At 58.3% G+C, this 21,235-nt stretch carries 20 protein-coding genes and 1 pseudogene; 6 read left to right on the top strand and 15 right to left on the bottom strand.

Annotated elements, in window-relative coordinates; all coding sequences use genetic code 11:
- Positions 1-5 precede the first annotated feature (5 nt).
- The 7 genes from C2U68_RS11040 to C2U68_RS11010 all read right to left on the bottom strand — a co-directional run bounded on the left by C2U68_RS11040 (position 6) and on the right by C2U68_RS11010 (position 8,147).
- Positions 6-1,133, bottom strand: coding sequence for a carboxynorspermidine decarboxylase (locus tag C2U68_RS11040; protein ID WP_313901410.1), 1,128 nt, complete (start codon positions 1,131-1,133; stop codon positions 6-8).
- Positions 1,127-1,726: a 5-formyltetrahydrofolate cyclo-ligase gene (locus tag C2U68_RS11035; RefSeq protein WP_140912546.1), complete on the bottom strand. Its 600-nt coding sequence runs from the start codon at positions 1,724-1,726 to the stop codon at positions 1,127-1,129. The genes C2U68_RS11040 and C2U68_RS11035 overlap by 7 nt, the downstream gene beginning before the upstream one ends.
- Positions 1,719-2,657, bottom strand: coding sequence for a tRNA (adenosine(37)-N6)-dimethylallyltransferase MiaA (gene miaA / locus C2U68_RS11030; RefSeq protein WP_140912545.1), 939 nt, complete (start codon positions 2,655-2,657; stop codon positions 1,719-1,721). Before miaA ends, C2U68_RS11035 begins: the two co-directional genes overlap by 8 nt.
- Positions 2,658-4,535, bottom strand: a complete 1,878-nt coding sequence (gene mutL / locus C2U68_RS11025) for a DNA mismatch repair endonuclease MutL (RefSeq protein WP_140912544.1) — start codon at positions 4,533-4,535, stop codon at positions 2,658-2,660. It abuts the gene before it with no gap.
- A gap of 98 nt (positions 4,536-4,633) precedes the next feature.
- Positions 4,634-6,181, bottom strand: a complete 1,548-nt coding sequence (locus tag C2U68_RS11020) for an N-acetylmuramoyl-L-alanine amidase (protein WP_140912543.1) — start codon at positions 6,179-6,181, stop codon at positions 4,634-4,636.
- A gap of 35 nt (positions 6,182-6,216) precedes the next feature.
- The gene (tsaE, locus tag C2U68_RS11015) at positions 6,217-6,687 is read right to left on the bottom strand and encodes a tRNA (adenosine(37)-N6)-threonylcarbamoyltransferase complex ATPase subunit type 1 TsaE (RefSeq protein ID WP_140912542.1); all 471 of its coding nucleotides are present in this window, start codon (positions 6,685-6,687) and stop codon (positions 6,217-6,219) included.
- On the bottom strand, positions 6,684-8,147 hold the full coding sequence (locus C2U68_RS11010) for an NAD(P)H-hydrate dehydratase (protein ID WP_140912541.1): 1,464 nt from the start codon (positions 8,145-8,147) through the stop codon (positions 6,684-6,686). Before C2U68_RS11010 ends, tsaE begins: the two co-directional genes overlap by 4 nt.
- Before the next feature lie 187 nt (positions 8,148-8,334).
- On the opposite strand from C2U68_RS11010, the gene queG reads away from it, so the two are divergent.
- Positions 8,335-9,402: a tRNA epoxyqueuosine(34) reductase QueG gene (gene queG / locus C2U68_RS11005; RefSeq protein ID WP_140912540.1), complete on the top strand. Its 1,068-nt coding sequence runs from the start codon at positions 8,335-8,337 to the stop codon at positions 9,400-9,402.
- Positions 9,403-9,458: 56 nt separating this feature from the next.
- On the top strand, positions 9,459-9,959 hold the full coding sequence (locus tag C2U68_RS11000; protein WP_140912539.1) for a putative metalloprotease CJM1_0395 family protein: 501 nt from the start codon (positions 9,459-9,461) through the stop codon (positions 9,957-9,959).
- Between the two features lie 62 nt (positions 9,960-10,021).
- Here C2U68_RS11000 and C2U68_RS10995 read toward each other — a convergent pair whose 3' ends face one another.
- On the bottom strand, positions 10,022-10,291 hold the full coding sequence (locus C2U68_RS10995) for a PilZ domain-containing protein (RefSeq protein WP_140912538.1): 270 nt from the start codon (positions 10,289-10,291) through the stop codon (positions 10,022-10,024).
- 62 nt (positions 10,292-10,353) lie between these two features.
- On the bottom strand, positions 10,354-11,580 hold the full coding sequence (locus C2U68_RS10990) for a glutaredoxin family protein (RefSeq protein WP_140912537.1): 1,227 nt from the start codon (positions 11,578-11,580) through the stop codon (positions 10,354-10,356).
- A 159-nt stretch (positions 11,581-11,739) separates the two neighbouring features.
- Here C2U68_RS10990 and mrcB point away from each other — a divergent pair, with 159 nt between their 5' ends.
- The 3 genes from mrcB (at position 11,740) to C2U68_RS10975 (ending at position 15,243) form a co-directional block, all read left to right on the top strand.
- Complete coding sequence (gene mrcB / locus C2U68_RS10985) at positions 11,740-14,067, top strand: penicillin-binding protein 1B (RefSeq protein WP_140912536.1); 2,328 nt, start codon at positions 11,740-11,742, stop codon at positions 14,065-14,067.
- A gap of 1 nt (position 14,068) precedes the next feature.
- Positions 14,069-14,692 (top strand): outer membrane lipoprotein chaperone LolA, encoded by a 624-nt coding sequence (gene lolA, locus C2U68_RS10980; protein ID WP_140912535.1) that lies wholly within the window; start codon positions 14,069-14,071, stop codon positions 14,690-14,692.
- A gap of 74 nt (positions 14,693-14,766) precedes the next feature.
- The gene (locus tag C2U68_RS10975) at positions 14,767-15,243 is read left to right on the top strand and encodes a copper resistance protein NlpE (protein ID WP_140912534.1); all 477 of its coding nucleotides are present in this window, start codon (positions 14,767-14,769) and stop codon (positions 15,241-15,243) included.
- 48 nt (positions 15,244-15,291) lie between these two features.
- Here C2U68_RS10975 and C2U68_RS10970 read toward each other — a convergent pair whose 3' ends face one another.
- The 6 genes from C2U68_RS10970 to C2U68_RS10945 form a co-directional block, all read right to left on the bottom strand.
- On the bottom strand, positions 15,292-16,179 hold the full coding sequence (locus C2U68_RS10970; RefSeq protein ID WP_140912533.1) for a GGDEF domain-containing protein: 888 nt from the start codon (positions 16,177-16,179) through the stop codon (positions 15,292-15,294).
- Positions 16,180-16,332: 153 nt separating this feature from the next.
- On the bottom strand, positions 16,333-16,881 hold the full coding sequence (sufT, locus tag C2U68_RS10965; protein WP_140912532.1) for a putative Fe-S cluster assembly protein SufT: 549 nt from the start codon (positions 16,879-16,881) through the stop codon (positions 16,333-16,335).
- A gap of 8 nt (positions 16,882-16,889) precedes the next feature.
- Complete coding sequence (locus C2U68_RS10960; RefSeq protein ID WP_140912531.1) at positions 16,890-17,618, bottom strand: SDR family NAD(P)-dependent oxidoreductase; 729 nt, start codon at positions 17,616-17,618, stop codon at positions 16,890-16,892.
- Positions 17,609-18,280: an HAD family hydrolase gene (locus tag C2U68_RS10955; protein ID WP_140912530.1), complete on the bottom strand. Its 672-nt coding sequence runs from the start codon at positions 18,278-18,280 to the stop codon at positions 17,609-17,611. Before C2U68_RS10955 ends, C2U68_RS10960 begins: the two co-directional genes overlap by 10 nt.
- Before the next feature lie 2 nt (positions 18,281-18,282).
- Positions 18,283-18,990, bottom strand: a complete 708-nt coding sequence (gene ubiG / locus C2U68_RS10950; RefSeq protein WP_140912529.1) for a bifunctional 2-polyprenyl-6-hydroxyphenol methylase/3-demethylubiquinol 3-O-methyltransferase UbiG — start codon at positions 18,988-18,990, stop codon at positions 18,283-18,285.
- Between the two features lie 114 nt (positions 18,991-19,104).
- Entirely contained in the window at positions 19,105-20,415 is a 1,311-nt protein-coding gene (locus C2U68_RS10945; protein WP_140912528.1) for a TRZ/ATZ family hydrolase, read from the bottom strand.
- A 317-nt stretch (positions 20,416-20,732) separates the two neighbouring features.
- Between C2U68_RS10945 and C2U68_RS10940 the strand changes: the two are divergent.
- A pseudogene (locus tag C2U68_RS10940) lies at positions 20,733-21,235 on the top strand (S-methyl-5-thioribose-1-phosphate isomerase); the annotation flags it as partial.

Genomic DNA, 21,235 nt, shown 5'->3' with positions numbered 1-21,235 from the left:
CCGGCTTACCACTGCCGGCGATAATCGGCATAATCGTAACGTTTCTGTAATGTTAACCCGGACCGGTTCCAGGTATAAACATCCGGCAAATTGTAGCCGTTGAACCGGTTGGCCTTGATCAGGGTATAAGCACCGACATCGGCAAACACCAGTTTTTCGCCGACTTCCGGAACGCGATCGAAACGGTATTCGCCGAACACGTCGCCGGCCAGACAAGTCGAACCGGCCAAAATCGCGGACTGACCACCCTCGGTAACTTCGTCCAACAAACGCGGCCTGATTTGGTACTCGAACACCTCCGGATGGTGGTTGATCGAAGTATCCAGCATCAACACCTGCTTGCCGTCGCTGACAAAGCGGTCCAGCACCGTCGCCACCAAATAACCGGCGTTGCCGACGATGGCCTTACCCGGCTCCAAATACACCTCAATGGCAAACTCCGAACGCAGCCCGGCGATCAGCTCGGCCAGCGAGTCAAGATCAGCGATATCGTGGTACAGATAACCGCCGCCCAGATTCAACCAGCGCAGTTGTCGATTGCGTTCCAGAATGGGCCGCAAGGCTTGCACGGTCGTTTGCAGCGGCACCAAATCGCGACAAGAAAACACGGTATGGAACTGCAAACCCGCGACGCCGCCCGGCACGCCATCCCGCAACAACTCGATATCAACCCCGAGCTTGGAATGCGGCCGGCAAGGGTCGAACCGCCGATCCGCCGCAAACGGCAATTTGGGATTGACCCGCAAGCCCGGCGAATAATGAGCGCTCAGACCGGATAATCGCTGGTGCTGCGACAAGGAATTGAAACTGATATGGCTGCACAGCTCTGCCAGTTCAGCGAATTCGTCTGGACGCAGACCGGGCGTGGTCAAATGAATACTTCCCTGATCAGCCAAAATTTCGTTTGCCAGCTTGGCTTCGAACAAGGAGCTGACCGAGAAGCCGTCGACTTGCGGTTTGATCAATCCCAACAGATGCGCCAAAGGCAAGGCCTTGATCGCATACAACACCTTGCAGCCGCCCGCCGCGCGCAATGCCGATAACGGTTGTAAATTGGCCAGCACCTGCGCTTCATCCAACACAAAAGCCGGCGAGCTGGAGACGTGCCGTTTCAGTTCGGCAGCATTCAACATCCGGCTCTGCCCCGGCCCGAATAAACCACCTGCTCGGTGACGACAAAGTCCATGTAAACATCGTGCCGGTCCATCGCAACCGCGGGTAACAATTGCGCCTCGTAGCAGATTGCCGCCAACACCGCGTCGGGCCGCACGCATGCCAATAACCGGTCGTAATAACCGGCACCGTTACCCAGCCGTCCGCCCTGCCGATCGAAAGCCACACCGGGCACGATGACGGCATCCAGTTCCTCGGCGCGAATCTGCTTTGCCGGCTCCTGCCAGCGCTCGCGCGGCGGTTCGAGAATATTCCACATGCCCGGCCGCAACTCGTCGAGCGCTTGCAAACGCCAAAGGCCCAATTGCTTCTGGCCTGAAGCATCGACCGTGCAATACGGCACGACGATACGCTTGCCGCCGGCCAGTTCGGCGGCAACGGTCGACAAAGTCCGCACTTCCGAGCGGCAATGCAGATACCACATCACGGTATCGGCGGCCTGATACCAGGACTGCGCGATAATCCGGTTGCAGATTTCAATGCTCAGCATTTCCTTATCAGGCTGGGCATTGCGGGCGGCGTAAGCGATTTGGCGTTGGTTAGCTTTATCCACGTTCGCGGCAATGATGTAACGCTTGTTGCAGCAGATCGGTAGAGCCGCTGATCAAATGGCAGGCATCCTGCTCCTTGCGTAGCCAAGTAAATTGACGTTTGGCCAGTTGCCGGGTAGCAATGATGGCTTTGTCGCGCATTGTCGCCAGATCGTATTCGCCGTTTAAATAAGACCAGGCTTGGCGGTAACCGACGCAGCGGATCGACGGCATGCTTTCGTCCAGATCGCCGCGTTGCCATAATGCCCGGACTTCTTCGAGAAAGCCCAGCTCCAGCATTGAATCGAAACGCTCGGCGATCTTATCGTGCAAGGTTTTGCGCTGCTCCGGCGCGACGATCAGTTTAATAAAGCGGTAAGGATGCTCATCTTGTTGCTCGGCACCGAAAAAACTGGATAACGGCCGGCCGCTGATTTCGTAGACTTCCAGGGCGCGTTGCACACGCTGCGGATCGTTGACGTGAATGCGCGCCGCCGCTTGCGGGTCGACTTGCGCCAAGCGGGCATGCAGCACTTCCTTTCCCAGTGATTCCAGCTCCGCGTCCAGCCGCTGGCGAATTTCCGGATCGGCTTCCGGCAACTGCGCCAAACCCTGGGTCAAGGCGCTAAAATACAGCATTGTGCCGCCGACCAGTAACGGCAGTTTGCCGCGCGCGGTGATGTCGGCCATCAACTCCAAAGCCCGATTGCGGAATTGGCCGGTGGAAAAGGCTTCGCTGGGATCGAGGATATCGATCAAATGATGCGGCACGCCGCCGCGCTCGGCCTGGGTCGGCTTGGCGGTGCCGATGTCCATCCCGCGATAGACCAACGCCGAATCGACGCTGATGATTTCGGTATCGAGGGTCTGGGCCAAGGCCACGCCCAACGCCGTCTTGCCGGAAGCGGTCGGCCCCATCAACAAGATGGCGGCCGGTTTTTGCAATTCGCTCATTTATTGGCCGCGCATGAAAAACCGGTCCAAATCTTGGTGGCTCAACGCCACCCAGGTCGGTCGACCGTGGTTGCATTGGCCGATGCGCTCGGTTTGTTCCATATCGCGCAACAAGGCGTTCATCTCTTCGATGCTGAGCTTGCGCTTGGCCCGCACTGAACCGTGGCAGGCCATCGTCGCCAGGACTTGGTTGATACTTTCTTCGGCTTTATGGCTGACACCATGGGTTGCCAGGTCGGCCAACATATCGCGCACCAGTTGGTCGACGTCGGTTTTCGCCAGCAAGGCCGGCGTTGCCCGCAATACCACCGTTTCCGGGCCGGAACGATTGATTTCAAAACCCAGAGTCAGGAAAAACGCATGCTCTTGCTCGGCCAGATCGGCCTCGGCGGCCGTCACTTGCAATTTGATCGGCAACAACAACGGTTGCGAGACGATGGCCCGGTTGTGGTAATGCTGCTTCAAGCGCTCGTAAGTCACCCGCTCGTGCGCCGCATGAGCATCGACCAAAATGATGCCGTTGGCGGTTTCGGCCAGGATGTAAATGTTGTGAATGTGGGCCAAGGCAAAACCCAATGGCGGCATGACCGAATCCGTCGCTGCCTGCGGCGCCGGCACTGGCTCGTTTTTTGGATAAAGTTTGGCGTAGGCCTGGATTTGCTCGGCAACGTCGGCCGCGGTAGTTCGTTCCGGCTGCGGCCGGTAAGCGCCAAACGCCGGCGGCGCAGCAGTACTTGCATTGCCGGCGGTTGGCGCCGGAAACGTCATCGGCAGCGCCGTTTGCTGGTTCAAAGTTGGCCGCTGCGGCGCTGACGCGGGCGGGCTTTCCGAAAATTCGGCAACGGTTTCGATCCGTTGCGGCAACGGCTGAGAACCGGGCCGCTGCTCGGCCAGACTGCGATGCAACGCCTGAAACAGGAAGTCGTGCACCATCCGCCCTTCCCGAAACCGCACTTCCAGCTTGGTTGGATGGGCATTGACATCGACCAGCGCCGGGTCCAATTCCAGATACAAGACAAACACCGGATGGCGGCCATGGTAGAGCACGTCCTGATAAGCCTGCTTGACGGCATGGGCGACCAGCCGGTCCTTGATCAAGCGACCGTTGACGTAGAAAAACTGCATGTCCTGCTGGCTGCGGGAAAAGGTCGGCAAGCCCACCCAACCGTGCAGACGCAAGCCAGACGCGGCGTACTCGATCTTGACGCAATTGTCGACGAAGGCCGCCCCGCAAATCGCCGCGATACGTTTCTCCTGGGCGGCTTGGCTGTCCGCCGATTTCAGATTCAACACTTCGCGCTGATTGTGGTTCAGGACAAAGCCGACATCGAACCGGGCCAGGGCCAATTTTTGGATCAGGCTCTCGATATGGCCAAATTCGGTTTTCTCGGCTTTTAAAAACTTGCGCCGGGCCGGGGTGTTGTAAAACAGGTCGCGGACATCGACGGTGGTGCCGGGCGGATGCGGGTCGGGCTGCGGGTCGAAATTGCGCTCGCTGCCGTCGGCGCTGACTTGCCAGGCGCAGTCGGCGTCGGCGGTGCGGGAAATCAAGGTCAGCCGCGCCACCGAACTGATGCTGGGCAAGGCCTCGCCGCGAAAGCCCATGCTGGCGACGTGTTCCAGATCTTCCAGCGAAGCGATCTTGCTGGTGGCGTGCCGCGACAGCGCCAGCGCCAGATCGTCCTTGACGATGCCGCAGCCGTTGTCGCGAATTTTGATCTGACGAATCCCGCCCTGTTCGACATCGATTTGAATCTGGGTGGCGCCGGCGTCGAAGCAATTTTCCACCAATTCCTTGACCACCGACGCCGGCCGCTCAACCACCTCGCCGGCAGCGATTTGATTGACTAATTGCGTGGGTAAAGCGTGAATCCGCATCGAGGCGCCCGAAAAAAAGCGCGTATTTTAGCGGATCAAAACGAAACGGGGCGAAATGATTCGCCCCGTAACGGATCAGACAATCGGCAACGGATGCCTCAGCTATCGCGCGGGATTTGCAGCACCTGACCGACGCGGACGTTACCGTCGTTCATCGAATTGGCCAGACGCAACGCCCGCATCGACACGCCGTAGTGTTGAGCGATGCCGGACAAGGTCTCGCCGCGGTTAATCACGTGCTGGGTTTGGCCGGCACCACTGGCAAGCACCGAAATGGCTTCGGCCGGCGCCGCGTCGTTGTCAGCCAGCAAGGCTTTGGCCTCGACTCTTGACTTGGCCGCCGGGGCCGGTAGCGGCCGTTCGTCCGGTACGGAATTGAGCGCCACCATCCGCGGCGCCTTGGCGGAACGGTTCAATTGCGCCATCAAGGTATCGGCCGGCGCATATTGTTTGAAATGGCCGACGATGCCGTTGAACACCGCCGCCGCCATTTTGTATTGGTAGGCTTTGCTGGTCAGGCGCCGCTCTTCTTCCGGATTCGAGATAAACGCGGTTTCCACCAGAATCGACGGAATTTCCTGAGATTTCAACACGACAAAGCCGGCTTTTTGCACCGCGCTCCGGTGCAAATGGCCCACGCCTTTCACGCTTCTCAAGACTTTATTGCCGACGTTCTGGCTGGCCTCTTTCGCGGCCTTGCTGGATAAATCCATCAAGACCGAGGCGAGCGTTTCATTGCGGTCGTCGCCGGCTCCCGCCGCGCCGTCGACCGCGTTTTCGCTGGCAGCCAACCAACCGGCACCGGCACTGGAAGCGCCTTTGGTGGCCAAGGTATAAACCGAAGCGCCGTGGGCCTGGCTATCGCTGAAGGCGTCGGCGTGGATCGAGACGAACAAATCGGCTTTGGCGGCGCGGGCGATCCGGCGGCGTTCGTCCAATTTGACGAAATAATCGCCGTTTCGGATCATCACCGCTTTCATGCCCGGCTGGGCATTGACCAGATTTTCCAGATTCCTGGCAATCGCGAACACCACGTCTTTTTCCTGGGTGCCGTTCGGCCCCTGGGCGCCGACGTCTTTACCGCCATGACCGGCATCGATCGCCACGACGATGTTACGGCCTTTGGCTTTATTGGCTGTCTTCATCGCCACCGGTTTGACTGCCGTTTCGGATCTTTTCGGCGATTTTTCCGGCGCCGGTAGCGGCGGCATCGCGGCAGTGGCGGTGGCGGTTTTCTCGCGGATTAAAGCCACTGGTTCGCCCGCGGTCGGCAGCGGCTTGGCTGCCAGATCGACCTGCAAGGCATTGCCTTGCATCACGACTTTGGCATCGGCATCCGCTTTCAACTCAACCACTACCCGTAAATCGCCGCTACCGCGCATCGCACTGCGGGCACCGGCAAATAACGGATGGTCGGCCGGCGGCTGATTGACGGCTTGCCCCAGTTTTGCACCGGTAAAATCGACTACCAGGCGGCTCGGGCTTTTCAACACGAAAGCGTGATGACGCGCCGGGCCGGACAAGCTGAACACCACACGATCCGCCGAGGTGTAGCTGACCGCGCCTAACTCGGCCTGGGTCGCCGCTGCCGAAACGGCAGGCAACAACAAGCCCCAAATCCAGAAAATTCGATAAATTCGCTGCATAACCGACGCGACCGCTAATGACAAGATTGTTTAGATTATAGCAGTAGGTCTTTGTTTTTCCAGTTTAGTTTAATTGTTCCGGCGCGATTTTGCGCTAACACATTGATTTGCGCGACACGTTGCTGTCGCGCGTACTGCAAACCGATCTCGATATCCGCCGGCGGCAATACCCCCTGCCCCATTTCCGGCCACTCGATGCAGCACAATGCATCTTGCTGTAAATAATCGTCGATACCCATCCACTCCAACTCTTCCGGATCTTTGAGCCGATATAGATCAAAATGGAACAACCGCCGGCCGTCGATTTCGTATTCCTCGACCAAGGTATAAGTCGGACTTTTCACCGCCCCGCGATGGCCTGCCGCCCGCAGCAAGCCCCGCATCAAGGTGGTTTTGCCAGCTCCCAATTCGCCGCGCAAATACACCAGGCATTTTTCAGGCAAGGCCTGCCAGAGCGCAGCGCCCAAGGCTTCGGTGTCTTCGCTGCTTTCCAAATCGATGTTCATCTATTCAATAACTCCCTGATACGTGGCGGCAAATCGCCGGCCAGCAAACCGCGTTCGCCGAATTCGGCGGCGAGACTATCGGCCGCGGCGGCATGAATCTGGGCGCCGGCCAGCGCGGCTTTATCTAACGAAAAACCTTGGGCGATCAAGCCACCAATCAAGCCGGCCAAGACATCGCCCATACCGCCGCTAGCCATGCCCGGATTCCCGGCAGCGACGACATAGTGCTTAGAGCCATCGCCGATTAAAGTCCCGGCGCCTTTTAACAACGCGACGCCGCCATAACGTTGCTGCAGCGCGGAAACCGCCGCAAACCGATCCGAGCCGACCTGCCGGGTATCGCAGTTCAATAGCCGCGCCGCTTCGCCGGGATGCGGCGTCAGCACCCAGTTATCGCGTCTGGAATTTCCAAGCGCCAATAGATTCAAGCCGTCGGCGTCGACCACGCAGGGTTTACCGGCCGCCACGGCGCCATCGAACATGGCCTGGGCCCAGGCATCGCGACCCAAGCCCGGACCGACCACCACGACATCGGCTTTGTCCAGCATTTGCTCCAAATCGCCGACCTGTTCCGCCGCCCGGCACATCAACTCCGGCCGGGCAATATTGACCCAGGCGCTATGCGCGGCCCGGGTGGCGACGCTGACCAAGCCGGCACCGGCTCGCAGCGCCGATTCGGCGGCAAGGCGGATCGCTCCGGAATAGCCGTGGTTACCGCCGATCAACAACACGTGGCCGAACTGGCCTTTGTGCGCACTACGTTGACGCTTGGGCATACCGATATTTTTCAGCAACAGCGAAGCCGGCTCGACGCCGACCAGCAATGTGCCGATTTCCAAATCGGCACAAACCACTTCACCGCGGCAATCGGCCGCCGCACCGGTATACAAACCTTGTTTAGGGCCGATAAAGGTCACAGTCAGATCGGCAACCACCGCCGCCCCCAGGATGCACCCGGTATCGGCCTGCAAACCGGACGGTACGTCGACCGCCAGCACCGGACCGCCGGCGGCATTGATGGCGGCTATCGCCGGCAAATAGGCTGCCGCTACGTCCCGGCTCAAACCGATACCGAACAAGGCATCGACGACGACACCCTCTATCTCGGAAAGGCCGGGCTCAAAATCGGAAACGCAGCCGCCGGCCTGCAAAAAATCCCGGTAAGCGCCGCTAGCGTCGGCGGGTAACTTGTCCGGATCGGCCAGACTGTATACCGCGACCCGGTAGCCGGCCTGATGAGCCAGACGCGCCACTTCGTAACCGTCGCCGCCGTTGTTGCCGCCGCCGCAAAACACCGTCAGTTGCCCACAGTCGGGCCAACGCTGCCGAATCTGCCGAAATAAAGCGCTGCCGGCCCGCTGCATCAACTCCCGTCCCGGAATGCCGAGGCCTTCGATAGCCCAGCTTTCGGCGCTACGAATTTGCGCTGTTGAATAAAGAGCTTCAGTCGAAATCTGCATGTTTTGTCCGGAGCGCAAGCGAGTTCCGCGAAATCAAACCGTTGAAAATTTGGTTGTCATTCTATCGCCAAACCGGCCATGACCGGCGGAAATCGCTAAAGTTATGCCACAATGATCTCCCGAGAAAATGCCGGGACTGCCGTTACAATCTGCGGTCGGCACTGTTCCAACCTTTGTTGAATAAACTATGCCAGCACCCGCTCCCGTCGATACCGAACAATTAGTTTGCCTGATCAAACAATGGGGTATGGAGCTGGGTTTTCAGCAAATCGGCATCAGCGATACCGGCCTGCATCAGGCCGAAGACCATCTGCAAAACTGGTTGGATCGAGATTTCCACGGCGACATGCAGTACATGGCCGCGCACGGGCTGAAGCGCAGCCGACCGGCGTTGTTGCAGGAAGGCACGCGCAGCATTATTTCAGCCCGAATGGACTATCTGCCGGAACCCTCGGCCCGAAGCCACAGCCTATTGGCCGATCCGGCCGCCGCCTTCGTCTCGCGTTACGCTCTGGGCCGCGATTACCACAAAATTTTACGCAACCGCCTGCAGAAACTGGCCGATCAAATAGCGACAGCCATCGGCCCGTTCGGCTACCGCGCCTTCGTCGACAGCGCTCCGGTGCTGGAAAAGGCCATCGCCGAGAAAGCAGGCTTGGGCTGGATCGGCAAACATAGCAATCTGATCAACCGCCGCGCCGGTTCCTGGTTTTTCCTGGGCGAAATCTATACCGATTTGGAACTGCCGGCGGACCAGACGGCAAGCAACCACTGCGGCGACTGCCGGGCCTGCCTCGATATTTGCCCGACCCAGGCCATCGTCGCCCCCTACCAGGTCGATGCCCGCCGCTGCGTATCCTATCTGACGATCGAACTGCATGGACCAATACCGGAAGATTTGCGCCCGCTGATCGGGAATCGGATTTACGGTTGCGACGACTGTCAGCTGGTCTGCCCCTGGAACCGGTTTGCCAAACTCAGTGCGGAAGTCGACTTTCGGCCGCGCCAGCGTTTGGACAGTGCGACGTTACTGGAGTTATTTGCCTGGGGCGAAGCGGAATTTTTACAAAAAACCGAAGGCTCGGCGATCCGCCGCATCGGCCATCAACGCTGGCTGCGCAACATCGCCACCGCACTGGGTAACGGCCGGCCGGCGCCTGAGGTTCTGGCCGCATTGAACCGACGCCTGCACGATGCCTCCGATCTGGTCGCAGAGCACGTCCGTTGGGCGTTAAGCCGTTTGACTGGCGCTTGAGTTTTAGCGGAGAAAGCGTATATTTGCGAACCAGTTTAAGCTTTTCGGTGACGAGCATGCAGGTAACCGCCGCGTCGAATACATACCATGTCTACGCCCCGCAAAGCCGATCTCCGGCCGCTGCCGCGTCGAACAAACCCCAACCCTCCGCCAACGCCGAGACAAGCGGCGAATTGAGCCAAGAACAACGCCAGCTGGTTGAAAAGTTAAAAGCCCGCGACCGCGAAGTCCGCGCCCACGAACAGGCGCATCTGAGCGCGGCCGGCAACCTCGCCGTCAGCGGCGCCAATTACGATTATGTGACGGGGCCGGACGGCCAACGCTACGCCAGCGGCGGCGACGTCAGCATCGACGTATCGGCAGTCGCCGGTGACCCGCAGGCGACGCTGCTGAAGGCCGATACCATCCGCCGGGCGGCACTGGCGCCTGCGAATCCGTCGGCCCAGGACCAGAGCGTAGCCGCCAGAGCCACGGCGATGGCGAACAAAGCCCGGGCTGAGTTGCTGAGCCTGCAAGGCTCTGCAAACGGCGGGGCTACAATCGATTTAAGCGCCTGATTGCTAACTGCCTGAGGACGCTAGCCGGAACGGCCGGGACCATCGAGCAAGCGCGAACGGTATCAATCTCTGCTGCAAAACTCGACGGCAAAACCGGAATCCGGATCGATACGAACCACCCTGACCAACTGCACCGGAGCGTCGTCAAATTCCGTGGTTTGGACTTCCAGTACGGTACCGATTGGCGGAATCAGCGCTTTATCGCACTGCAAAAACAAGCCGGTTTCCGAAAAATCCCGCATTTCGACGATATTCTCCAACGACTCGGGAACGATCAATTTGATTTTGGCGCGGTGTTTTAAACGCGGATGCCTGCGCTTATTGTCAATCACGAATTCTCCTGAATTCTGCTTAGAATTTAAGCCGGTCCAAGCCGGCCACGAGCCCGCTATGCTTAGCCGCCGCGGGCAAACAAATACATGCCCAAGCCAACCATCACTGCGCCGCTGACCAATTTCAACCAACGGCCGTGGTTGCGCTGCAAGCGCTGTTGGCTCAATGTTACGATGCCCAGCGCCAACACCACAATATCGTCTAGCATATACGCCAGATTATAAAGCAGCAAATAGCCGTAATAGTCCCAGCCTTGTAACTGGCGCAAGGTCAATATTCGCGTATACAAAGCCGGAAAGCCGGAGGTGCAGAATAATTCGACGATTTGCACCAACACCGCCAGCAGCACTGCACCGACCAACGCGCCCCACAGGTTTTCCGCCTGCAAAATCCGCCGGATCCGCGCATAAATGTCAGGCTTGGCCGCTTGCGGGATCGATAACGACGGACCGACACCCAGGGCCCAGAAATCCTTCAGATTCAGCGCACCGGCGGCAACGGCAATGGCTGCGATCGCAATTTCAGAGACGCGCGACAAACCTATCCATAAAAACAGGTTCAACCATGCCGCCATAAACACGAAGTAAGCCACGCCTTCAACCAAAACGAAGGCCCCGGCGACCGCCAGCATTCGCGGCCGGTTCCGCATCGGCGCCAGCATCGATATCATCAACAGCAACACCCACATCGAACACGGATTGAATCCATCCAACAGTCCCATCGCCACGGTAAACGCCGGCAGCCCTACCCGGTCCAGCGCCACCCGTTTCCCCAGCACGGCCAGTTCGAACGGCTCAGGCTGCGCCGGCGGATTGGCGGCATTGCCGGCTTCGCAGGTTTGCACGGTTTCCACCTCGCAACTACCGCTTGCCTGCTCGACGGCGGCCGGCGGACCTGTCTCGGCTAACGCCTCACGCAACAACAGGTCGCCGGTTTCGGCCGAATAGCCTATAACCAGCTTCCCGCCGACCCGGAAGGTCGGCAGCCTAAGCGGCGCTGGCGGACTCTGGGCTGCGGCCAGGTTTTGCAAGCGCTGCCAGGCGTCGGGCTCGCGGCTGACATTGCGGATCACGATGTTCAACTGCGGTCGTTCCCGTTGCAACTCGGCCAGAAAAACTTCGGCGCGTTCACAATGCGGGCAACCGTCGCGCACGAAAGCTTCGATATCGGCTTGGGCAATCGGCGCCGAATACGCCGAATTGACCCAAACCAATGCCAATAGCCAAAGCCTGAACCACAAGCTTAGCCTGGACGATTGCGTTTGAAACTCTAGTACTGCAGCGGCCATAACCGTTTCTCCCCTACCAACAGCTGCCAGCCGAAGTCGCAGCCACCTCGATTTTGTTAGATAATATCAGGCCAACCGCATCGCAGCACAAAACGCCGCGACCGCCTCACCCTTTATCCGCGCTGCCAATCGCCGTAGCGCAAACCGCAAACCGACCTGATGGCCAGAACACCCAGACCCCGCAGATCAGCCGTTCGACGCAGAAAAACCAAATCCCAGGCATCCTGGTTGTTACGCTTACTGGTTCCGCTGGCTCTGATCGGCGGTTTCGTGTTGGCGGTTTACGTCGGCTATCTGGATTTCACCGTGCGCCAGCAATTCGAAGGCAAGCGCTGGTCGATTCCGGCCCGGGTCTATGCCAGTCCGGTCGAGCTGTATGCGGGTTACGAAATTTCCGCCAAGAACTTTGAGGACTTATTGCTGGAGTTACATTACCGGCAAGACCCGCAACTGGTCGGCGAAGGCTCATACAGCGCCAAGGGCAGTGTCGTTAACGTCCGCACCCGTGCCTTCAATTTCGGCGACACGGTGCAGGAAAGCCGCAAAATCAGCGTTGCATTCTCCGGCGCGGCAATCAGCGGTTTGACCGACGCCGGCAGCGGCGAAAATCTGGCGATCGTGCGGATGGACCCGGTGCAAATCGGCAGCTTTTACCCGACTCGCAAGGAAGACCGGATTCTGATCAAACTGGACGAAGCGCCGCCAACGCTGGTACAGGGCCTACTGTCGACCGAAGACCGGGATTTTTACAGCCATTTCGGCCTATCGCCGAAAAGTATCGCCCGCGCCATGTGGTCAAATCTGAAAGCCGGCGGCATGGTCCAGGGCGGCAGTACCATCACCCAGCAGTTGGTGAAAAACTTCTTCTTGACGCCGAAACGCACCTTGCGCCGCAAACTCAAGGAAGCGTTGATGTCGTTCATTCTGGAATACCGCTACAGCAAGGACGAGATTCTGGAAGCCTATCTGAACGAAATCTTCCTGGGCCAGGACGGCGCCAGCGCCGTCCACGGCTTTGGTCTGGCCAGCGAATTCTACTTCGGCCAGTCGCTGAAAACATTGTCGCTGCACCAAGTGGCGACGCTGATCGCCTTGGTGCGCGGCCCGTCGGAATACGATCCGCGCCGCAAGCCGGAACATACTCTGGAGCGGCGTAATTTGGTCTTGGATTCGATGCTGAACGAAGGCTACATTACCGAGCAACAGGCCGTGGAAGCCAAGAAACAACCGCTCGGCGTCGCTGCGGTGATCCATCGGTCCGCCAACCGTTATCCGGATTTTATCGATCTGGTCAAACGCCAGTTGAAGCAGGAATACAAGGAGGAAGATCTGACCTCCGAAGGCTTGCGTATCGTCACGACGCTGGACACCCGGATCCAGGACATTCTGGAACGCTCGATGGCCACCAAGCTCAAGCAATTGGAGAAGAGTCCGAAAAGCAACGACCTGGAGAGCGCTGCCATCGTCACCCGTCGCGACAGCGGCGAGATCGTCGCGCTGAGCGGCGGCCGCAATAGCGAATCCACCGGCTTCAATCGTGCGCTGGACGCGGTCAGGCCGATCGGCTCGCTGATCAAACCCGTGGTCTATCTGACGGCGCTGGAATATCCGGAGCGTTACACCATCGCCACACCGGTCAGCGACACCCAGATCAGCATCGAAGCCGAGCGCGGCAAGTCCTGGTCACCGGACAATTACGACAACCGCGAGCACGGCATCGTCCCGCTACATACCGCCCTGACCCATTCCTACAACATGGCCACGGTGCGGATCGGTATGGACATTGGCTTGGCCAAAGTCGCCAACACCTTGAAAAACATGGGTGTCAGCCGGCCGGTGGATTTGTACCCGTCGTTTCTATTGGGCGCGCAACCGCTGACGCCACTGGAAGTGACCCAACTTTACCAAACCCTGGCCGGCGACGGCTTCGCCACACCGTTGCGCTCGATCCGCGCCGTGAACGCGGCGGACGGCAAAGCCCTGCAAAGTTACCCGTTGACGGTGCGGCAGGCAGTGGACCCGGCAGCCACCTTCATCACCAACACCATTCTGCAGGAAGTGATGTACGCCGGCACCGGCCACTCTGCGTATAATTACCTGCCGAAGGAAATGGCGCTGGTCGGTAAAACCGGCACCACCAACCAATTGCGCGATAGCTGGTTCGCCGGTTTCAGCGGCGACTTTCTGTCGGTGGTCTGGATCGGCCGCGACGACAACAAACCGTCCGGCCTGACCGGCGGTAGCGGCGCGCTACAGATCTGGGCGGAGACCATGCGGCAGGTTTCGAAAAAGCCGGTCAGTCTGGTACCGCCGGATAATGTCCAAATGACTTGGATCGATCCCGAGAGCGGCCTGCTCAGCAGCGAGAGCTGCCCCGGCGCCAAACTGCTGCCGTTCGTCGAGGGCTCGGCGCCGACCCAGTTCGCCGAATGCGGCGCCAATGCTGAATCCGGCGAAAGCTGGCTCAATAACCTGAACCCTTTTTAATATGCTACGTCAATTAAGCTCCGCTCTGGTTTTATCGATCGCAGCCGTCACCAACGGTTATGCCGACGAGGCGCCGATCAACCGTCTGAAAAGTTTTCTGGCGGCCAGCGCGTCGCTGGCGGCCGATTTCAAGCAGGTCAGCTTCGATAAAAGCGGCCGACCGGCCCAATCCAGCAGCGGCAAATTTTATTTGAGCCGGCCGGGTAAATTCCGCTGGAACTACCAAAAACCGTTCGAGCAGGAAATCGTGTCCAACAGCGGCAAAGTCTGGTTTTACGATGCCGACCTGGAACAGGTCACCGTCAAGCAACTGGACGACTCGCTCGGCTCCACGCCGGCACTGCTGTTGACCGGCCAGGTCGATATCGAGGAAAAATTCGTCCTGCAGGAACAGGGCCAGGACGAAGGCATGAACTGGGTCAAGCTATCGCCGAAAAACGAGGAAAGCGGCTTCAAATACATCCTGATCGGCATGAACGGCAACCAGCTCGGCGGCATGGAACTGAGCGATAATTTCGGCCAACTGACCCGGATCTATTTTTCCAATATTCAGCTCAACCAAAAGCTGGACGACAGTTTGTTTAATTTCAAGCCGCCCAAAGGTGCGGACGTGTTCGAAAATTAAGTGCGGCCGCTCCGGTCCGCCGGAACCATGGCCACCAATAACAACAAGACCTGCCATTGTATCGAGGAATCCACATGCAAAAATTCAAACCGCAACTGAGTCTATTTTTGTTGGCCGCAACCTTCGCGGTACAACAGCCGGCGTGGGCGGAACCGGAAGCCGACGGCCACGATCCGGCCCACGCCCACCACACTGCGAAAGAACATCACTGGCTGGGCGTCTATAACGGATTTCTGCCCTGCGCCGATTGCGCCGGTGTCAAAACCCAATTGGGCTTGAACAAAAACGGCAGTTATATTTTGATGACCACATTCTCCGGCAGATCGGAGCGCGAGTTTGTCGAGAAAGGCAAATTTACTTGGGACGAAAAAAAAGATACGGTGACCCTGATGCCGAAGAAAGAAGGCGCGATCGGTAACCGGTATTTGATCGGCAACAACATTCTGACGCAGTTGGACAGCGCCGGTAACCTTTACACCGGCAAGCTAGCCGAACGTTACGTATTGCGCCGTAACGAGATCACCGAAAAAGAACCCTCTCACGCTCACTAAACGGCGACAACCGATGCGGCCAATATTTGCCGCATCGGCAACCTCCGGCTAGAAACCGGCCTCAACCCGGTTGCGGCCAAATTTTTTAGCTTGATACATCGCCGCATCGGCCCGTTTCAACAAGCTATCGACGGTATCGTCGCCTTGCAATGTGGCAACCCCCAGGCTGGCGGTCAAATTCAACACATCCATGCCGTAAGCCAGCGTATGCGACTCGATATCGGCCCGAATCCGTTCACCTATTATCAGGGCGCCGTCGATGTCGGTATCGCTGAGTAGAATCACAAACTCCTCGCCGCCGTAGCGATAGACTGCGTCGCTGCCGCGCACGCTGTCTTTCAACCAACCGGCCACCGAGGCCAAGGCCAAATCGCCGCATTCGTGACCGTATTGGTCGTTGATCGATTTGAAATGGTCGACATCGACGAAGATCATCGATAAATGGCTGCCACTACGATGCGCCCGTTTGATTTCGCGCATCAGGCTGTCGTTAAACGCGGTGCGGTTGTTGGCTTTGGTCAACGGGTCGGTGAACGCCATTTTCAACGCTTGCTGAAACAGCGTAGCATTGCGCAACGGATAAATCAGACAGCACAGCAGACTTTCCAGCATTTTCAGCTCGTCCTTGCTGAAACGTTGGCTCCGGGTCAACTTCAACTCGCCCAACTGTTGTTCCTCGACTTTCAAAGCGTAAGAACAGGAATGGCGAGCCAGCACGCCGCGTTTGTATTCCAGGTCGAAATCGGTATTGGTATATTCGACGCCGTTATGCGGTATGGTGTTTTGGATTTTGTTGCAGAAGATCGCGATCAGCTCGTCGAACTCCAAAGTGGTCTGCAACGCGCTACTGATATCGTAGTGATGCAGATTTACGGCGGTCGACGCAGCGAAGGTTTTGTTGCTGACTATGGCTAATTCGGCGGCTTTTTCTTTCATGACGCTTCCTCGAGTCTGGAATCAATGCTCAAGAAGGAAAAGCCAACTCCGTGCCAATTTTATTTAATAAATAAAAAACAAACACTTAAACCAAAAACAACCCACCACGCCAACCTGAAGCGGCAATTTTCCGCCGCCAGGAAGGACGGCAGTTTAAAACAGGCCCAATTGTACCTGCGCCACTTCCGACATCATCTCGCGCGACCAGGGCGGGTCCAAAACCACTTCCACTTGCACCGAACTGACGCCCGGTAAAGCGCGGATCGACTTTTCCACGTCACTCTGAATTACCGGCCCCATGCCGCAGCCGGGCGCGGTCAGCGTCATCCGGATATGCACGTCGTTACCGCCCTCGGCATTGCCGGTGACGTCGCAACCGTAAACCAGGCCCAAATCGACGATATTGACCGGAATTTCCGGGTCGTAGACGGTTTTCATCACTTCCCAGCAATTCTGCTCCACCGCCTGGCGGTCGGTTTCCGATACCAGGGTTTGCAGATGCTGAGACTCCTTACCCAGCGCATCGGCATCGCTGCCGGCAATCCGGACCATGTGGCCGTAGTCGGTCACGACCGTGTAATTGCTGCCGAGAGACTGGTGAATCGTCACTTCCTGGCCCTTTTGCAAGGTACCGTGATTGCCGTCCGGGATTGTGACGATATTGACATCCCGGGTTAGAAAAACAACTTCTCTGTCTGCCATAGCGATACTTAAGGTTTGAAAGTCTGCGCGTCAATAATTTGACCGGTAACGCCGATACTGGCGTCGCCGAATAAATAAAGGTAAAGCGGTTCCAAACTGGACATCGGCGGAATAGCGGCCTTGTCTTCCGCCGGATAGGCGCGTTTTCGCAACGGCGAATCGATCGGGCCGGGGCACAAGGTATTGACCCGAATCTTCTGGCCGGCTTCCAGTTCGGCGGCCAGGATCGCGGCAAAGCCTTCCAGCGCAATTTTGGAGACGCCGTAGGCACCGGAATAGGCCTGCGCCTTGCGTGCGCCGGAATCGCTGGTAAAGACGATGGCGGCATGCCGGCTTAGTTGTAACAACGGCAACAATACCCGGCACAGAATGAACGGCGCGTTGAGGTTGACGTTCAGCGCATGGCCCCAATCCTTGGTCTTGTAATTGACGATCGGACTGAAGGCGCTGAATTCCACCGCCGAATGCAGCAAGCCTTGCAAACTGCCGTAACGCTGTTCGATCGCATCGGCCATTTCCTGGTACTGGGCCTCGCTGGCACCGGCCAGATCGAACGGGTACATCACCGGTTCCGGCCCACCGGCCTCGACGATCGCATCGTAGACCTGCTCCAGCTTCGGAATATTCTTGTCCAGCAGAATGATTTGAGCGCCGTGCTTCGCCAACGCTAAGGCTGCAGTCGCGCCCAAGCCGCCGCCGGCGCCGGTGATTAAAATGACTTGGTCTGTTAACGGCATATCTGCGCCTGTATCCATTCCATCAGTTGTTGCGGCCGCTTGATCAAGCCGTCTGCGCCCCAGGATTCGGGGACGTCGTCGGCTTTCAGATAACCGTAGACGGCGGCCAGGGTTTTCATATTCGCGCGCTTACCGGCGGTAATGTCGTGGGCGGCATCGCCCAGGTAAACGCAATTTTCCGGTGCGACTCCAGCCTCGCGGCAGGCGGCAAACATCGGCTCCGGATCGGGCTTGCTGCTCGGTGTCGAATCGCCGCTGATCACGCAGGCGGCGCGTTGGCGCAACCCCAATGCCGTTAACAACGGTTCTGTGAAGCGGGTTTTCTTGTTGGTCACCACACCCCACTTCAAACCCTCGGCCTCGATTGCCTGGAGACTGTCTGCCACCCCATCGAACAGCCGACTGTAATCGGCAACGTTATCTTCGTATTGGTTCAACATAAATTCCAGCATCCGCTCCGCTTCGGCCTGATCCACCTCGACGCAATGCCGAATCATGGCCAAGGCCCCGTGGGAAATCAGCGGCCGCACCGCAGCCGGAGCCGTTTCCGGAAAACCATGGGCGGACAATGTCCGGTTCAAACACGCGATCAGATCCGGTGCGGTATCCACCAAAGTGCCATCCAGATCGAACAGCACGCAATCGAGCTTGAATCCAGTCATGTTCAATCGGCGCGTTTGAAAGCGGCGATGTAATTCACCGAAACATCTTTACCCAGATAAAACGCCTTGCTGAACGGGTTGTATTCGATACCGACCATGCCCTGCAATTCCAGACCGGCAGCGCGGGCCATCCGCCCCAGCTCCGACGGCTTGATGAAGGTTTTGTAATCGTGGGTACCCTTCGGCACCATTTTCAAAAGATGTTCCGCGGCAACGATCGCCAACAACCAGGCTTTCGGGTCGCGGTTCAAGGTCGAAAAAAACACGGTACCGCCGGGTTTGACCAAGGTGGCGCAAGCCGCAACTACAGAGGCCGGATCGGGGACGTGCTCCAGCATTTCCATGCAGGCGACATGGTCGAAACCGGCCGGTTGCTCTTCGGCCAGCTGCTCGGCGCTGATTTTGCGGTAGGTCGCCGCGACACCCGACTCCAAACCGTGCAGATCGGCGACGTCCAGCAAATCCTGGCTCAAATCGATACCCAGAGCGTTGGCGCCCAGCCGGGCCAGACCTTCGGTCAGGATGCCGCCGCCGCAGCCGACGTCGACCACCTGCTTACCGCTGATATCGGCGTATTCGCCAACAAACTGCAACCGTAACGGGTTAACCTGATGCAAAGTCTTGAATTCGCCTTCGCTATCCCACCACCGCTCGGCCAAAGAGCCGAACTTGTGTATCTCGTGCGGATGAACGTTATCTGCTGTCGCCATAATGCCAAACCTTTTCTGTGTGCCTATAGTTTACTGTATTACTAGGTTATTAGTCATGAGCTTTGCGCGCCGACGGCAACGCCTTGCCGCCCCTCATAACAGGAAACCGGGGAATTAACTGCTTAAACGCTGCTGCCAAACCGCAACCCGCTCGTTGAGCGCCGCCAGATCCATCGTGGTCAATTGCCGGTTTTTCAAGAGTTGCCGGCCGGCGACCCAGACATCGCTGATCTGGCGGCGGTCGGCGGCATAGACGATCTGCGCCAGCGGATTGAACAAGGGCTGGGTTTCCAGTTCGCTCAAGTCGATTGCCGCGACGTCGGCCTGCTTACCGACGCTGAGCGAACCGATTTCCGCCTCCAAGCCCAAGGCTTTGGCACCGTTCAGGGTAGCCATCCGCAACGCCGTTTCCGCCGAAACCGCCCCGGCGTCGCCGGCCACTGCCTTGGCCAGTAATGCCGCCGTGCGCATTTCCGAGATCATGTCCAGATCGTTATTGCTGGCGGCACCATCGGTGCCCAGTGCAACGTTGATACCCGCCGCCAAGCAGTCCGCAACCGGGCAGAAACCGCTGGCCAGTTTCAGATTGGACTCCGGACAATGCACGATGTGGGCCCCGGTTTCGGCATACGCTGCCATGTCGGCGGCCGTCAACTGCGTCATATGCACCCCAATGAACGACGGATTCAGCAAACCCAGTTGTTGCAGGCGTTGTATCGGCGTTTGCCCGGTCTTTTGTTTTTGTTCTTCGACCTCGTGCGCCGTTTCGTGCAAATGCATATGCACCGTCAGATTCATTTCGTCGGCATAAATCAGCACGCTGCGTAACGGCGCATCGGACACGGTATACGGCGCATGCGGCGCGAACGACAGGCTCAGCAAATTTTCGTGGCGCAACTTCTCGTGCAGAGCCAGACCCTTGGTCAGATAGGCGTCGGCGTTTTCGGCCCACACGGTCGGAAAATCGAATACGATCAAGCCGATATTGGCGCGGATACCATGTTGCACGGCTTGTTGCGCGGCAATTTCGGGAAAGAAATACATGTCATTGAAGCAAGTGGTGCCGCAGCGCAGCATTTCGGCAATCGCCAGATCGACGCCGTCGCGAACGAAGGCCTCGCCGACCCATTTCTGTTCCGCCGGCCAAATGTGGTTTTGCAGCCAATCCATCAACTGCAAATCGTCGGCAATACCGCGCAATAACGACATTGCCGCGTGGGTATGGCAGTTGACCAAACCCGGAATCAAGGCGTGGCGGTCCAGCATTTCCAACTTACGCGGCTGGTATTTTCCCCCAATTTCGGCAGAGGGTAACAGGTCGACGATCTTGCCGTCGTTGATCACCAGGCTGGAGTGCTCGAAGATTTGACCCGCGGGTTCGACCGGAATTATCCAGCGCGCCTGAATCACGAGATCGACCTGCATATAAGCCTCCGGGTATGAAATATGGGCGATTATAACCGTTAAGCCGCCCCAGTCCGATAACTTAGCTAACCTTCCCCGCCCGATTATCGAAGACGCAGCGGAAAAATCCCCCGGGGTCGGCTTGTGGCATGCCGATCAAGACTGGTCCGTTAGTAGGTGCATCGGCAAGCTCTCACGCCTGGAAACTACCCGCCACGCTAAGAACCAGCTTAAAATTAAGCCACGGCGGTCCGTAGTCTCTAAAGCAAGAAAAGCCCGGCACCCACGACTTTTGCCCTGGACGGCCCGCACCCCGATAACCTCATCAACCGAACAACATGAGCCAAACATCGCAATTATCGGTCCAAGCCCTGCAATGGACCGGACACAGCCTGAAAGTACTGGACCAGCGCGTCCTGCCGCAAACCATCGCTTACGACGAATACCGCGACGCCGCCGGCGTCGCTACAGCCATCGCCTCGATGCGGGTGCGCGGCGCGCCGGCGATCGGCATCGCCGCCGCCTACGGCGTGGTGTTGTCGGCCATGCGCCATTATCCGCAAGCCGATTGGCAAGCCGCGGTCGACCGCGACATCGAACAATTGGCCGCCTCGCGGCCGACCGCCGTCAATCTGTTCTGGGCGCTGGACCGGATGCGCAGCTTGATCGCGAATAATCCGGCCGATCCGGTCGCCGCGCTGACCGAGCTGGCACAAACCATCCACGCCGACGATTATGCTGCCAACCAAGCCATGGGCGAGCGCGGCGCGGACCTGATCGGTACCGCAAAAGCGGTGTTGACCCATTGCAATGCCGGCGCGTTGGCGACCGGCGGTTACGG

It is taken from the genome of Methylomonas koyamae (assembly GCF_006483455.1).
GTDB lineage: Bacteria > Pseudomonadota > Gammaproteobacteria > Methylococcales > Methylomonadaceae > Methylomonas > Methylomonas koyamae_B.
The sequence above is the reverse complement of the archived record's forward strand: the minus strand, read 5'-3'. Positions and strand labels throughout refer to the sequence as shown.

What these genes read in the sequence shown, in the direction of transcription:
- tsaE (WP_140912542.1), bottom strand. Translation starts at nt 6,687, where the DNA reads ATGAACATCGATTTGGAAAGCAGCGAAGACACCGAAGCCTTGGGCGCT.
- C2U68_RS10970 (WP_140912533.1), bottom strand. Translation starts at nt 16,179, where the DNA reads ATGAAAGAAAAAGCCGCCGAATTAGCCATAGTCAGCAACAAAACCTTC.
- C2U68_RS10990 (WP_140912537.1), bottom strand. Translation starts at nt 11,580, where the DNA reads ATGGCCGCTGCAGTACTAGAGTTTCAAACGCAATCGTCCAGGCTAAGC.
- mrcB (WP_140912536.1), top strand. Translation starts at nt 11,740, where the DNA reads ATGGCCAGAACACCCAGACCCCGCAGATCAGCCGTTCGACGCAGAAAA.
- C2U68_RS11000 (WP_140912539.1), top strand. Translation starts at nt 9,459, where the DNA reads ATGCAGGTAACCGCCGCGTCGAATACATACCATGTCTACGCCCCGCAA.
- C2U68_RS10955 (WP_140912530.1), bottom strand. Translation starts at nt 18,280, where the DNA reads ATGACTGGATTCAAGCTCGATTGCGTGCTGTTCGATCTGGATGGCACT.
- queG (WP_140912540.1), top strand. Translation starts at nt 8,335, where the DNA reads ATGCCAGCACCCGCTCCCGTCGATACCGAACAATTAGTTTGCCTGATC.
- miaA (WP_140912545.1), bottom strand. Translation starts at nt 2,657, where the DNA reads ATGAGCGAATTGCAAAAACCGGCCGCCATCTTGTTGATGGGGCCGACC.
- C2U68_RS11040 (WP_313901410.1), bottom strand. Translation starts at nt 1,133, where the DNA reads ATGTTGAATGCTGCCGAACTGAAACGGCACGTCTCCAGCTCGCCGGCT.
- C2U68_RS11010 (WP_140912541.1), bottom strand. Translation starts at nt 8,147, where the DNA reads ATGCAGATTTCGACTGAAGCTCTTTATTCAACAGCGCAAATTCGTAGC.
- mutL (WP_140912544.1), bottom strand. Translation starts at nt 4,535, where the DNA reads ATGCGGATTCACGCTTTACCCACGCAATTAGTCAATCAAATCGCTGCC.
- C2U68_RS10960 (WP_140912531.1), bottom strand. Translation starts at nt 17,618, where the DNA reads ATGCCGTTAACAGACCAAGTCATTTTAATCACCGGCGCCGGCGGCGGC.
- ubiG (WP_140912529.1), bottom strand. Translation starts at nt 18,990, where the DNA reads ATGGCGACAGCAGATAACGTTCATCCGCACGAGATACACAAGTTCGGC.
- lolA (WP_140912535.1), top strand. Translation starts at nt 14,069, where the DNA reads ATGCTACGTCAATTAAGCTCCGCTCTGGTTTTATCGATCGCAGCCGTC.
- C2U68_RS10975 (WP_140912534.1), top strand. Translation starts at nt 14,767, where the DNA reads ATGCAAAAATTCAAACCGCAACTGAGTCTATTTTTGTTGGCCGCAACC.
- C2U68_RS11020 (WP_140912543.1), bottom strand. Translation starts at nt 6,181, where the DNA reads ATGCAGCGAATTTATCGAATTTTCTGGATTTGGGGCTTGTTGTTGCCT.
- C2U68_RS10945 (WP_140912528.1), bottom strand. Translation starts at nt 20,415, where the DNA reads ATGCAGGTCGATCTCGTGATTCAGGCGCGCTGGATAATTCCGGTCGAA.
- sufT (WP_140912532.1), bottom strand. Translation starts at nt 16,881, where the DNA reads ATGGCAGACAGAGAAGTTGTTTTTCTAACCCGGGATGTCAATATCGTC.